General features: G+C 39.7%; 13 protein-coding genes. 3 read left to right on the plus strand and 10 right to left on the minus strand.

Features of this window, described 5'->3' with window-relative positions:
• Positions 1 to 526: 526 nt before the first annotated feature.
• From V7659_RS01010 to V7659_RS01030, 6 genes are all read right to left on the minus strand, one after another.
• The gene (locus V7659_RS01010) at positions 527 to 1,639 is read right to left on the minus strand and encodes an NADH:flavin oxidoreductase (RefSeq protein ID WP_098935215.1); all 1,113 of its coding nucleotides are present in this window, start codon (positions 1,637 to 1,639) and stop codon (positions 527 to 529) included.
• A gap of 673 nt (positions 1,640 to 2,312) precedes the next feature.
• The gene (locus tag V7659_RS01015; RefSeq protein WP_335537524.1) at positions 2,313 to 3,083 is read right to left on the minus strand and encodes a M15 family metallopeptidase; all 771 of its coding nucleotides are present in this window, start codon (positions 3,081 to 3,083) and stop codon (positions 2,313 to 2,315) included.
• 337 nt (positions 3,084 to 3,420) lie between these two features.
• Complete coding sequence (locus tag V7659_RS32030; protein ID WP_335694189.1) at positions 3,421 to 3,690, minus strand: YolD-like family protein; 270 nt, start codon at positions 3,688 to 3,690, stop codon at positions 3,421 to 3,423.
• 704 nt (positions 3,691 to 4,394) lie between these two features.
• On the minus strand, positions 4,395 to 4,943 hold the full coding sequence (locus V7659_RS01020; RefSeq protein WP_335537525.1) for a winged helix-turn-helix transcriptional regulator: 549 nt from the start codon (positions 4,941 to 4,943) through the stop codon (positions 4,395 to 4,397).
• Positions 4,944 to 5,309: 366 nt separating this feature from the next.
• The gene (locus V7659_RS01025; RefSeq protein WP_335537526.1) at positions 5,310 to 6,209 is read right to left on the minus strand and encodes an alpha/beta hydrolase; all 900 of its coding nucleotides are present in this window, start codon (positions 6,207 to 6,209) and stop codon (positions 5,310 to 5,312) included.
• Positions 6,210 to 6,251: 42 nt separating this feature from the next.
• On the minus strand, positions 6,252 to 7,664 hold the full coding sequence (locus tag V7659_RS01030) for an MFS transporter (protein WP_335537527.1): 1,413 nt from the start codon (positions 7,662 to 7,664) through the stop codon (positions 6,252 to 6,254).
• Between the two features lie 221 nt (positions 7,665 to 7,885).
• Between V7659_RS01030 and V7659_RS01035 the strand changes: the two genes are divergently transcribed.
• Genes V7659_RS01035 through V7659_RS01045 form a run of 3 tightly spaced genes read left to right on the plus strand, consistent with a single transcriptional unit; the run spans position 7,886 to position 10,219 of the window.
• Complete coding sequence (locus V7659_RS01035; protein WP_335537528.1) at positions 7,886 to 8,713, plus strand: enoyl-CoA hydratase/isomerase family protein; 828 nt, start codon at positions 7,886 to 7,888, stop codon at positions 8,711 to 8,713.
• Position 8,714: 1 nt separating this feature from the next.
• Complete coding sequence (locus V7659_RS01040; RefSeq protein ID WP_335537529.1) at positions 8,715 to 9,431, plus strand: SDR family NAD(P)-dependent oxidoreductase; 717 nt, start codon at positions 8,715 to 8,717, stop codon at positions 9,429 to 9,431.
• Positions 9,428 to 10,219, plus strand: coding sequence for an SDR family NAD(P)-dependent oxidoreductase (locus tag V7659_RS01045; protein WP_335537530.1), 792 nt, complete (start codon positions 9,428 to 9,430; stop codon positions 10,217 to 10,219). The genes V7659_RS01040 and V7659_RS01045 overlap by 4 nt, the downstream gene beginning before the upstream one ends.
• Before the next feature lie 213 nt (positions 10,220 to 10,432).
• Here the strand turns inward: V7659_RS01045 and V7659_RS01050 are convergent, their stop codons facing one another.
• The 4 genes from V7659_RS01050 to V7659_RS01065 all read right to left on the minus strand — a co-directional run bounded on the left by V7659_RS01050 (position 10,433) and on the right by V7659_RS01065 (position 12,997).
• A complete protein-coding gene (locus tag V7659_RS01050) occupies positions 10,433 to 10,606 on the minus strand; it encodes a hypothetical protein (protein WP_335537531.1) in 174 nt (57 codons plus the stop codon).
• Positions 10,607 to 10,662: 56 nt separating this feature from the next.
• Positions 10,663 to 11,241: a recombinase family protein gene (locus V7659_RS01055; RefSeq protein ID WP_335537532.1), complete on the minus strand. Its 579-nt coding sequence runs from the start codon at positions 11,239 to 11,241 to the stop codon at positions 10,663 to 10,665.
• 205 nt (positions 11,242 to 11,446) lie between these two features.
• Positions 11,447 to 11,839, minus strand: coding sequence for a hypothetical protein (locus V7659_RS01060; RefSeq protein WP_335537533.1), 393 nt, complete (start codon positions 11,837 to 11,839; stop codon positions 11,447 to 11,449).
• Positions 11,840 to 12,421: 582 nt separating this feature from the next.
• On the minus strand, positions 12,422 to 12,997 hold the full coding sequence (locus V7659_RS01065) for a recombinase family protein (RefSeq protein ID WP_335537534.1): 576 nt from the start codon (positions 12,995 to 12,997) through the stop codon (positions 12,422 to 12,424).
• Positions 12,998 to 13,145: the final 148 nt, after the last annotated feature.

Here is a 13,145-nt window from a genome sequence, read left to right on the forward strand (position 1 = left end):
CGTTAGTTCAATAAAGATATTTCAATTAAATCCCTAAAATAGTTATATACTCTTGATTTTTTAGTTGGTCTGTTATCCATTTTTTAAATTCATTTATTAAAAAAGTTAAACTTAAAATATTTTGCTCGTAGTTTTTTCTAAAATTTTTTCTGTTTCTCCCACAAACAAAAACCCTATCCTATTCTTTAATTCACTCTCAGTAGGGTTATTTGTTAAATATCGATTCAATCCCTCAAGATCGTTAAGGATTCGTTCCCAAATATCTTTATTAATTTCACTCATACCCCATAAACTATAATTTTTATAATTTTTTTCAATACATTTAGAAAGATATGTAAAAGTCTCATCTGTAAAATATTGGTAAAGTCATAACAATGTGCGATGGTAAAACTCCAATAGCAGATGCTTTAAATAATTTATAAGAATTCTTTTCTCATAAGAGTATATAAAATTTTCAAAAAAAGGCGGCTTATCATTTTTAGCAAGCTGCCTGTTTTTTATCAAAGAGAATAGTAACTCCTTGTATTTATTTCAAAATATTTAAAGCTTCCTTCGTAAATGAACGCAGTTCTTCGGTGTTACCTTCACGAATTTTTGCTACCCAAGCCGGATCGCTTAGTAGTGCTCGTCCAACGGCCACAAGATCAAACTCTTCTCGCTCAAGACGGTCGATCAGATTATCGATATCTGCCGGTTGTCCACCCTTACCTTCCGTGAATAAGCTCATGGCCTCAGAATCCAAACCAACTGATCCGACTGTAATTGCTGGTTTACCAGTAATTTTACGAGCCCAGCCAGCCAGGTTAAGGTCTGATTCCTCGAACTCTGGCTTCCAGAATCGTCGTGTTGAAGCATGGAAAATATCTACACCAGCCTCAGACAGCGGTTCAAGGAAAATTTTCAATTCATCGGGAGTCTTTGCTAGTTTGAAATTATAGTCGGTAGCTTTCCATTGAGAAAATCGGAAAATAATAGTGAAGTTAGGACCGACAGCTTGACGCACGGCTTTGATTACGTCTACAGCAAAACGTGTGCGACTTACTAGATCACCACCATATTCATCTGTACGCTTATTGGTTACGTCCCAGAAGAACTGGTCTATAAGGTATCCATGAGCGCCATGTATTTCCACTGCATCAAACCCAAGTTTCTTAGCATTAGAGGCAGCATTTGCGTAAGCTTGAATGAGTTCTTGAATCTCTTCGACGCTTAACGGTTCAGATACCTTTTCACCAGTTAAACTGATACCTGATGGACCGATTGGATTGACATCTGAATCTGGAAAATTTTTCTTTTCGCGCGCCATACCAGTGTGCCAAATCTGTGGAGCAATTTTCCCTCCAGCCTCATGTACTTCCTTAACAACTTGCGCCCATCCGTTTAGAGCTTCTTCACCATAAAAATGTGGGACATCAGGTTCTGCTCCAGCTGCAGGATGCTCAATTAGAGTACCTTCAGTGATAATTAAACCAACTCCGTTCTCAGCTCGTCGTCGATAATATTCAGCTACATTGGAACCTGGAATCCCATTCGGTGAAAACTTGCGGGTCATTGGTGCCATAACAAATCGATTTTCAAGCTTCAATTCTCCAATTTCAAATGAGGTAAATAATGGTTCAACAGATTTTGTTGATTTCATAAAATTCTCTCCTTTTTAAACTAATAAAATAATTGGTTAATCAAAAGTAGTCTCTGTAAGGAGTAGGAGACTTATTCTAACTACAATTTTTATTGGATTTAGTTTAAAATTCATTTTGTAAAATATTGAAGTCCTTTAAGACAACGAACAATATATAAATAGTTATAACAGATAAAAAAATTCCTTTTTCTATCAATTCACTTTCCTCCAGAATTTCAAATAAAAATTAGCCTCTCAATATTTTTTGTAACATTCCTTATTCAACTAATCTGCTCCGTTAGTGGAACAAGAAAAAAGCCGCCAAATGGCAGCTGGATCTTCAACTCTTGCACCCGTTAGTTAAGTACAATGCTTCACAATCTTGCTTTATTTATAGGGTATTGCATCATTACCAAATTAATTGATACCTCCATTTATCAACCCGTATAACTTACCTTTAGTACACTCATATTAACTTTGAGGTGTTTATATATGCCAAAAAAGAGTATTATTTATATTTGTTTATACTTCACTGCTTTGTGTGTTGTTTTTATGTACACCTGCTAACGAATCAAATATATCAGCATACTCGTCGTCTTTCGCACATCATATTCTTTGTTATTAAAGACAAAAGGACAAGGTCTTATTCATACGAAAGAAAGCGATTCTCTGTATTTGGAGAACCGCTTTTTTCTTATTTGGAAACGGATTTAACACCTAAATATTCTTCAAGTGTAATCCCGCGATTATTAATTGGTTTCGAAATGTTACCAACGTAACGAAGATGCCACGGCTCATGTTTATAACCCGTAATGGATTCTTTTCCTTTTGGGTAACGAACAATAAACCCATAATTCGCACTGTTTTTACTCAACCAATTCGCTTCTTTTCTGTTTCCGAAACAGGACGAAACTGCACATATTCCGTCAGTTCCGCTTACATCAATCGCTAAACCTGTTTGATGCTCACTTGTGCCCGGAATCGCACTGTATGTTACCGCTTTTTTAAATCCATCTCTTTTAACATAATTGTTAAACAATACTTTTTGTGTAGAATAAGAACGATACGCAGATACCCCACTTAAATAAATTCCATCTTTTTTTGCGGCAGCAAACATCTTTTCCAAACTTTTAGCCGCTTCCCATCTCATTTTACGTTTTTCAATTTTTTCTTTGAATAGATAAGGTACTTCCGGAAATACTAAATTCTTCGGTACATAAGTAACAGGTAAATAATATTTTTTATTTACAACGGTTGCTACCGAAGATGGATAGGGAGTTAAGGCCACAGCGCTTATTCTTGTTTTCCGTTTTTTATTAAGGTTTTTATCGGTTGGATTCGATATGTTCATTTGATTTATTTTGGGCGTCTTAGGTGAAGATGATTCATTTGATTTTTTGTTGCATCCAGTAAGACTAATTATTAAAAAGAACATCAAAAGGACACTGATGTTTTTCTTAATCACGTATCATAACCTCCTTTAAGGTTACTTTTATAATGTCCTATTAAAAGCAGGTTTAATCTTGGAAATTATTGAAGAATCCGTGCCGTTAGTTCAAAAAGAAGAAGCCAGCATAACGGATTGAATCCCTGATTCTGTATCCTGTCGTTGCTTGAGGGTATAACTTCTATGTAGGAACTGATATTCCGACTTGTTGTACCCCCTGGCAACTACAGTCCCGAAAAGCATCCTTTCGAGGGTGCTTTTTATAATGTCACAAAACATTACCAACTAATAATAGGCTGAAGTAAACTTTTGTCGAATATTACCATTAAAGGAGGAGATATTATGGCAAAGTTAATTACCGTTGATAGGGCAAAAGAAAAAGGGGTGCCGGAAATCTACTACATCCCCTTCGTTTCACCAGCGCCTCTAACTTGTCTTCGACGGAGACAGCTACCCCGACGATATTATTGAAAGCCACCAGTACAAATTCGCCAGGTTTAACTTCCACACGTAGCTGCTTCGTTAATGGGTTGATGTAATGCACCTTATCTGTTATTACCTCCTTTAAGCCGTCATCCCATACTGATAGCTTTGCCGCCAGATTATACTCCATTGCATAGGCTATAGCTGGTTAAACTCCTCCACTTCATACTCGTCAATTAGCGGCTTTGCTGGCCGTTGCTGATCCTTGTACATCTCTTGCTCCTTCTGTAATTAAACAAACATCTTGGTTGTGCGACCTGCCTTGTCGGCTGATCAAATATTATTGAATTATTCAATCTCCTTCTGTAACTAGCAAAGGGTGACATTATACTAGCGAATTGCGCCAATTCTGTTTGTAATCAGAATATGGAAAAGACAGAAACCATTTAATGGCGCGGACAGGTCTACATAATCTTAATTAAGCTGCTGATTTTTATCTGCAGCTCCAATGAAACATTATTATTTTCCTTCGTCTTATAGCTATTTATTATTATTCCTTACCGTAACTATTAGTTAGTTATAAATGATAATTTGAATTGAAGTTATACAAAAAAGCCNNGGCTTTTTTGTATAACTTTGTGAAGAACTGTACTTAAACTAATCTGCCACGCTAGTTTAAGCACATTCTTTCACAATCTCAATAGTTTAAAGCTTATTGGTACATAATCAAAACACCTTTAAATAAGAATTCGTAATATCTCACACGACTTGTATCAAAATGCTTAGCGTTGTAACCGCGTAAAACATACGCTAAGGTGTCCAGCTACTTCTGATTTTCCGAACGATTTCTTAGCGTATATTTTCGGCGTTTTGCTGGCAGTACCCCAAACAATATCAACACCAATACTACTTTTTAAAAGCAGTTTTATTATTCTCTAAACTTGATTTTTCAACATTTGTATTAGAACGGCGACGAGGGGTGTCTACAACAGTGGCATCTTCTATCGGATCACATCGACGGGATTGCACTACAAGAAGATCGTCAGGACTCAGCTCTCGTCCATCCTCAGCTAATAACATCATCCGCTTAGGTGAAAGGCCTGTTTTGGCATCAATGGCCCGGTTAATCATTTCACTATCATCGAATAAATGTTGCTGTCCCCATTGGCGCAGTGCTGATAGAACCAAAAGAAGATCGCGGCCTTTATCAGTCAATATGTAATTATGAGAATTACCCATCTCTGATTTATGAACCTCAAAAATTCCCTCATTGACTAATTTCTGTAAACGTGCAGAAAGAATATTCGTTGCTATACCAATGTGGGAGCGATAGTCATTAAATCGAGTTACGCCATGCATTGCATCTCGCAATATCTGCAAAGTCCATGTGTCACCAACAACGTTAAGGCTCCTATCGATAGGACATGGAGAATTAGCAAAATCGCTGCGTTTCATTTTAATTAACCCCTCCTTCTATTGATATAAGCCTATTGTATCCAGATATTACTACTTATAAGTTACATCAAAACAAAGTAAGCGTCAATAGCCCCTTATCCCTAACCAAGTGTCTGAGTTTAGCACGAACCAAGTTACATTAAACGAATACCTTATGGCAGTCTGCTAGCAACTATCAAATATGAGCAATATGACTAATCAATAGCGCTCTCAACTCATACTAAACCAATATCAAGCGCAATTACCAGCGTTTACCACTATAAACTTATGCGAAAAATATTTGCTCTCGGCATTAGACTATCAACAACTTAATAAATCAAACTAACCTTGAGCAAATATCTGCAACTATCCCTAATAGCCTATCAATTACCCTTTTAGATTTTTATTAAAAAAGGCCACCGCTGCACTAGAGGTCTGCTCAAAACCACTCAAATATGGATCGAAGTGGCCACCCGGGATCAGCAGCAGCTTCTTCGGCTCAAGCGCACGCTCATATGCTGATAGCGCTAAATCAGCCGGCGTAATCGTATCCTCAGTAGCCACCACCATTAAAAGAGGCGTAGGAGATATTTGATCAATCCAATGCCCGGGATCGTATGAGCGAGCACGGCGATTAGATTGAATCGTGACGATATTGTCCCATTTTCCCGGTGGAATATCTTGCAAATAAAAAGCGATAGCATCTGGACTACGGTAGGAAGCGCGCTCCTCAAGATTGGCACTCACAAAGCGTTGTGAAACTGGGGGATGACCTTTTGCTTGAGCAACTTCATCAGCCGCAAACTCTCGTTCAACTTGAGCAACCAAATGAGGAGCGATACGTCGACGTCCGCTCTCAAAACCACTTGTCGTTGGTACTTGAGTATAAACAGCACGAATTCGGCGATCGGTAGCGCCTAATACAATTGCATGTCCTCCTGAATAACTAGTACCCCAGATACCAATCTTCTCAGGGTTAACGACATCTAATGTCTGAAGATACGAAATCACGCGACGCCAATCTTCAATTTGACGATAAGGATCGATGTCTTGGCGAGGCTCTCCATCACTGTCACCAAACCCTCGATGATCATGCAAACAAACGACAAACCCAGCTTCAGCAATGCGGCGTGCAACACGCTCAATACCATGATACTTGGTACCGCCGAAACCGTGTGCCATAGTAATGGCAGGATGCAGGCCCTCGGTGCTCGGTGTATACAACCAAGCACCGAGATTAACGCCATCTGGTAGAGGAATATTAATATCCGTTCTAATAGTATCCATAGTTATTACCTTCCTTTGAATTGAGTAATATAAATTATTAAGTTATGCACCTGGCTTAGCAATCTTCTTGCTCGATGAGCCTAAGCCATAAAATGGTGATGATGAATAATCAGCCGATTCAGGACTCAGATCAACATCTGAGCGATTTCTAAGCATCAGTGTCGCCACTAGACTGATTAAAGTTAAAACACCAATATAGATACCCACTGAATATAATGACCCGGTCGATTTAACTAAAACCGCTGCAATCATCGGAGCAAATGCACCACCTATAATCGCTCCAATCGCATATGAGATGGCAATACCGGAATAACGTACATTGGCAGGAAATAGCTCAGCAAAATAGGCAGCCATTGGCCCATATGTAAACATCATTGCACACTGATAAACAGTAACGCCAAAGAATAGGAACCAGACATTACCACTCTGCATTGAGAGAAGCAGTGGGTACGTAGCCACTAATATCATTATCCAACCAATGATATAAGTGTTACGCCGACCAATACGATCAGAAAGCGCAGCAGAAATATAAACAGCGACAACCCAAAACAAACCGGAAAAAGTAACAATCCCAAAAGCCGTTCCTTGGCTTAAAGGAAATGGGTGTGATGCGGAAGTAACATAACTCTGCCAAAACCCTCCTGCCACTATATAAGATGGCCCACTATTACCCGCGTAAACTAGTGCTGATATAATCACTAACAATGCATTATTACGAAATAATTGTCTTACTGGTAGACGACGAGTAGCCCCTTCCTTCGCCATTTGAACAAAAACAGGAGACTCATCAACACGGCGTCTAACCTTATTACCTGCATAGATCAAAACAGCACTCATTAAAAATGGTACTCGCCAGCCCCATTCCAAAAATGCTTCTTGGCCTACAATCGCTGTCATACCAGCAAGAGCGCCTGTTGAGAGCAACAAACCCATTGGCGCGCCTATTTGCGGAGACGCACCGAATCGACCACGTTTCCCCTTCGGTGCTGACTCAACTGCCATCAATACAGCTCCACCCCACTCACCTCCTGCAGATAAGCCTTGAATGATCCGCATCAATATGAGTAAGACTGGAGCGGCAAATCCAATTTGAGCGGCTGTTGGAATAAAACCAATCAAAATTGTGGCCCCCCCCATCACGTACAACGTAATTACCAACATACGTTTACGCCCAATTTTGTCACCAAAATGGCCTGCAAGGATTGCACCCATTGGACGGAATAAAAAACTGATACCGATTGTTGCTAATGACAATAGGAAAGCGGACTGAGCGCCAAATTCCTCATAGTACAGTGGCCCAAACACGATTGCGGCGCACTGTGCATAAAGGAAAAAATCGTACCATTCAATCGCGGTTCCAATCCCCGTCGCAAATAAAATGCGTCTTCTCTCCTTGTTCCCATTTGTCTGTGTTGCCTTCATTGTAATGTCTTCTAGAGCGTTATTACTTTTCATTATGTTCCTCCTTAACCCCTTAATTAATTTACTAAAATTTAACTCGCGAATTGTCAGCGTTTTCAATTCAGTGATACTAGTTGCAATTCGCAAGTTAAATTGTTAGTATTTTCAGTATAGTGATGTTAGTTGCAATTTGCAAGTAACATTGTTAATATTTTCAGTATAGTGATATTAGTTGGAATTCACTAATTATTTTAAAGTAAAAGGAGATCCTTAATATGAAAGTAACATTCAAATCAATGACCACTGAATTAAAAGCCGGCGTTTTGTGGGTAAGCATCGACAACCCGCCAATGAACTTGATCGATGAAAAATTCGTTCAAGATCTCATCACGCTGCTTGACGAAACACAAAAAGATGATAAATGTCGAGTTATCGTTTTCCGTAGCTCAGATCCAGACTTTTTCATTCCCCACGTTGACATGAACAAAATCGCAGAATACACAGCAGTAGCCGCGACATCAGGTGGGCCAGATGACATTAGTCTTGGTGCGCTGTATCGTCGATTAAGCGAGTCTCGCCCAGTTACTATCGCAATGTTAGAAGGACGTGCACGAGGTGCTGGTGGGGAATTTCTATATGCTTGTGATATGCGTTTTGCTTCGCTTGAACATGGCGTTATCGGTCAACCTGAGATCGGAGTTGGCGTCTATCCTGGTGCCGGCGCCATTCAACATCTTGTACGCCTGTGTGGCCGTGGTAATGCTATGGAAGTCATCCTAGGATCAGACGATTGGAATGCTCAAGAAGCTGAACGCATTGGACTAATCAATCGAGCAATTCCTCAAAATGAACTATTACCTTTTGTCACCGCACTTGCTGAAAGAATCGCTAAATTCCCAGAAGCAGCGGTTCGACTTGCCAAAAGAAGAATCAATGCCGCAGGACTTCCACCCAAAGAAGACGTTCAAGTGGACTCTGGCTTTTTCCAAATTCTAGCCCGTGATGACTCAAGCGCAGCGCGCATTGCCGCCCTCAACGAACGTGGTTTTCAGACACGTAGTCGTGCCGAGTTGGAATTCGGCGATGTCTTAGGAGAAATTTAACATGGACATGAACGGAAAATCTGTGTTTATAGCCGGCGCAGACGGTGGGATAGGTCAGCCACTGTGTCAACTATTTACGCAAGCAGGTGCAAAAGTATTCCGTGGAGTAATGCATGAAAGCACTATGCCACTGACTGTAAGTATCGATGTTACCAATCCAGCCAGCGTCGCTTCGGCTGTCAATATCACGGGACCACTTGACTTAGTTATTAATGCCACAGGTATTTTTCGCCATCCTGTTAATAATCCCGAAGAAGGAATTCTAGTGGACAAAGACGAATTCGAAGTCAACTGCTTCGGTATGTTAAGACTTGCTCATGCATTTTTACCGTCTCTTCGTCAACGCGCCAACAGCCGTTTAATCAACCTTCTATCAGTCGCTGCTTGGGTTGCCCTTCCCTCGCACGCAGGATATGCAGCATCTAAAGCAGCCGCTTGGTCATATACCAACTCATTACGACTAGAGTTTGCTCAATATGGCGTTGGTGTAACTGGCGTGATACTCGGCTACACGGATACTCCGATGACACAACATATCAATGGCCCGAAAATCACACCGGATGTTATTGCCCAAGCTATTTTTGAGGGTATTAAAAATGAGGAAGATGAAATTCTCTGCGACAAACGGAGTCAAGACGTAAAATCAATGCTATCTGATGACCTTGAACTCATCTATCGTCCTCTATTGAATAAAACAAAACAGGAGGCACAATATTGAACCCTATAAGCGACGCACCCAATGAGTTTTCCTTTTACCCCGACCTTAACGGCACCACTTTTCTTGTAATAGGAACAGGAAGCGGTATTGGACAACAAATCGCGCAAGGACTTGATCACAACGGTGCTTCTGTTGTCTGCGCTGACATTGACGAAGCAGCTGCAAAGACCGTAGCCGCGAAGTTACAACAATCTCTCGCCATTGCAATGGATGTCACTAATCCCACAGCAATCGCAGAGGTCTTTGATAAAGCTGAATCAACATTCGGTTCTCTTCATGGTGTCATTGATGTGGTCGGCATGCTAAAACCGAAACCCATTGCAGAAGCGGATGAAGCACACTGGAAATGGCATTTTGAAATTGTCTTTGATCATGCAAGAAGAGTGGCCAAAGAAGCAATACACAGACTTAACCCTGGCTCAAGTGTTACCTACGTAACCTCAGCGGGAGGGTTTGCTGGCGTTCCGAATAATGCACCTTATGCTGCAGCCAAGGCGGCACAAATTTCCTTGATTCGAAGTGCGGCAGTAGAATTTGCAGCAAAGGGAATTCGCGTAAACGGCGTAGCCCCTGGAGTCATAGGCAACCCTAGAATGGAAGCCTTTCTCGACTCATCCGGTAAACGTGAAGCCACTGAAGCAGTCATTCCAATGAGACGCCTAGCACAACCACGAGAGGTCGCAGACTCATTGCTATTCTTAAGTAGTCGATCTGCCTCGTACATTACCGGTCAAGTCATCGTTATCGATGGTGGCGTCCAAAATAGTTGGCCCTATCCCCCTATATAAGATCATTTATTTTTACAATAAAACGGTATAAGCCCGTTGATCATGGACAAGCGTGTTGATATAGTCATCACATATATCAACACGCTTGTCTTCATTTTTAGGTTTTTTATACTCATATGTTCCTTAACGTTGTAAATAGCAGTTTCCTGACGCTACCCCTTTACGTCGAATTCAAATCTTTTCGTGATTTGTATGCGATCCCCGTTTCGACTTTTAATAAATAAACTTCGCTCTCCCTCTTCTTTTCCTTTCCGCCTTTGGTTGCGCTTTGCGTATCGGCGTTGTTTGAAAATGTGTCAGCACTTCGCTATTATTTTCTAAACTCTTCAGAAACCTTTCCTTTGGTGTCATGGATCGTTTTAACGCTTTTCTTTCACCTCGTGTCATATTAAACCTCCACATAATACATACATAATTTAAATACCAGAAACACTTGCAACTTTTCATACTATTTTTCCAACATCTCTTTTTCTTTTCGCTCGAATCAATGTACTTTTACTTATATCTGTCATTTCAACAACTTCTGAATAAGTGTGCGTTTCAAGCAACTTTAAAGCATTTTCTATTTTAGCTTTTTTATGAACCTTTGGTCTTCCTTCACGAAAATCATCACGTTTACGAGCTAAAGCTTTACCCTCTTGGGTCCTCTCGACAATGAGATTGCGCTCCATCTCACTCACTGCCAACATGGTTTGCAAGAAGAACCTGCCCATGGTTGTATCTTCTAATAGGCCTACATTTAAGACATGCACTCGCACATTTTTTTTAAATAGAGATTCGACTACAACTATTCCTTCTGCAGTGTTACGAGCCAAACGATCTAATTTTGTTACGACAAGAGTGTCTCCCTCTTGCAAATCCTTCAGGCATTTCTGAAACTCTGGGCGTTCTGTTTTTGTACCAGTGAACTTCTCTCTATAAATGAACTGGCAACCTTCATTTTCTAATATGTTAAGTTGACTCTGTAAATCCTGACCTAAAGTGGATACACGTGCATAGCCTATCTTTCTTTTCTTATTCATGAACAAATTCCCCCTTAAACATTAGCAAAATATGTACCTATTTATGACCCTTTGTTATGACACCTTTCCATACCTTGATAATACTACACCGTGTTTTTGGTATCAATACTTTTAAGTTATGACACTTACCACTGTTTTTTGATAAAATAAAAAGACCCCTTTAAATAAAGAGGTTTAAAAATCGTCTGAGTGGTCTCAGCCGCCGTTAAAACACTAGGACTGAAAGTCGAAAAGTGATGTTCCCATCATGGCCGATATGCCCCCGTACACGTACTTTACCAGGCCTCTCTGGAACGACATTATGGACCTGCATGCTAGCAGCCCCCTGAAATGGCACAAATTGACCGCCTTCAAGTTTTAATTCGGTAATCGATACAAACACCCTACTCGAGGTAGTACTGTTCGGCACGTTCAAGACCTTCTCGAAACCTCCACCGTTATCAGTGAGAGTATAAGTGTGTGTTACACCTCCACGATATTCACCGGCGTCGTAATAATCAGGCTCCACAGGTGTCTCAACTGACCTCCCAACCTGCTGGTGTCCATTGATTCCGTTTTGATAATACGGATTGTAATTATACGGATTGTAATTATACATAAGCTACCTTCCTCCTTTTTTTGTTTTGTGTATCAATTTAAATTATGAAAAATATGGAAAATCGCTCCAATATGAATTTGCTCATTTTTGGGTAAGTAGGGGGGTTCTTTAGTTAGTAGCCTTAAGTTTCGACACCAATGGAAAAATGGGGAAAATAATTAAAAGAGAAATGCCTTGTAGTGGAGAGATTGTAAAGGTAATGGATATTTTGTCACAGATTTGAAATTTGCAGGTAAATGGAAATATCTATCGAATTATTAATTTGTATAGAAGGGGGAGCCATAATGTCAAAAGAAAAAAAGAAAGTGAAAAGCGTAGCACACGAAGTATTGCTTGCAAAATATTTTGAGGAGAGGATTTATAAAAAGAATAAGATCTACAGAGTTACTATTGAAAACAAGCCGCTATTTATGCTCATAACACCTGAGGGATTCGAAATCTATTTTGCTAAGAAAACAGTATCTGGCGAAGAAGAGGTTTTAGAAAAAGTGGAACTTAAATATTCTTTTTCGTGGGAAGACTTTTCTTCTGTAACGGTTGATAAGTTTGCACTTTCGACTTTGTATCAATTTAACACAGGTTTCACTTTAAAGGTTGATGCTTCAAATGACCTAACTGAAGAATTACGATCACACAACATCCCTGTAACTTTCCTTGAACGGAAATGGTATAACAAAATATTAGGATTTCGATTTTCGGTCTGCCCAGATGTTTGCCTTTTGCTTTGGCCGATTCAATTCCTTCTCGTTGCCTTCTATTAATATCCTCTCTTTCTTTTTCAGCAACAAACGAAAGTACTTGTAAAACTAAATCAGAAACAAATGTGCCTAAAGTATCTTTGTGTTGCGTCGTATCGAGTAATGGCATTTCAATTACCTTTATATCAGCTTTTATTTCTGAAGTTATAGTTTCCCACTCTTTTTTAATTTCTTTGGAGTTACGGCCGAAACGATCAATGGACTTAATATAAAGTAAGTCACCTTCCCGTAAACACTGTTTTAATGCGGTGTATTGAGGGCGATCAAAATTTTTACCGCTTTCTTTATCAATGAATATATCCCTTTCATTAATACCTAATTTAAGCATTTCATTTAGCTGCCGATCAATGTTTTGGTCTTTACTGCTTACACGAATGTAACCAAATGTTTTAGTTGTCATTTTGTAATTATCTCCTTGATGCCGTTTGGTTACTTAAATTATAACGCGATAGTTTATAAAGGTAAGCGTCTTTTATAAACGTTTGTAAAAATCTTTTTATACCTTTAAAAGCTAGTAAAATATTATTTTATTAAGCAGTCTATAAGTG

Source organism: Neobacillus drentensis (genome assembly GCF_036966985.1).
GTDB classification, from domain to species: domain Bacteria; phylum Bacillota; class Bacilli; order Bacillales; family Cytobacillaceae; genus Neobacillus; species Neobacillus drentensis_E.

Excerpts from the sequence above, each read along its gene's own strand:
- V7659_RS01060 (WP_335537533.1), bottom strand. The coding sequence starts at position 11,839 with ATGTATAATTACAATCCGTATAATTACAATCCGTATTATCAAAACGGA.
- V7659_RS01020 (WP_335537525.1), bottom strand. The coding sequence starts at position 4,943 with ATGAAACGCAGCGATTTTGCTAATTCTCCATGTCCTATCGATAGGAGC.
- V7659_RS01010 (WP_098935215.1), bottom strand. The coding sequence starts at position 1,639 with ATGAAATCAACAAAATCTGTTGAACCATTATTTACCTCATTTGAAATT.
- V7659_RS01050 (WP_335537531.1), bottom strand. The coding sequence starts at position 10,606 with ATGACACGAGGTGAAAGAAAAGCGTTAAAACGATCCATGACACCAAAG.
- V7659_RS01065 (WP_335537534.1), bottom strand. The coding sequence starts at position 12,997 with ATGACAACTAAAACATTTGGTTACATTCGTGTAAGCAGTAAAGACCAA.
- V7659_RS01030 (WP_335537527.1), bottom strand. The coding sequence starts at position 7,664 with ATGAAAAGTAATAACGCTCTAGAAGACATTACAATGAAGGCAACACAG.
- V7659_RS01055 (WP_335537532.1), bottom strand. The coding sequence starts at position 11,241 with ATGAATAAGAAAAGAAAGATAGGCTATGCACGTGTATCCACTTTAGGT.
- V7659_RS01040 (WP_335537529.1), top strand. The coding sequence starts at position 8,715 with ATGGACATGAACGGAAAATCTGTGTTTATAGCCGGCGCAGACGGTGGG.
- V7659_RS01035 (WP_335537528.1), top strand. The coding sequence starts at position 7,886 with ATGAAAGTAACATTCAAATCAATGACCACTGAATTAAAAGCCGGCGTT.
- V7659_RS01025 (WP_335537526.1), bottom strand. The coding sequence starts at position 6,209 with ATGGATACTATTAGAACGGATATTAATATTCCTCTACCAGATGGCGTT.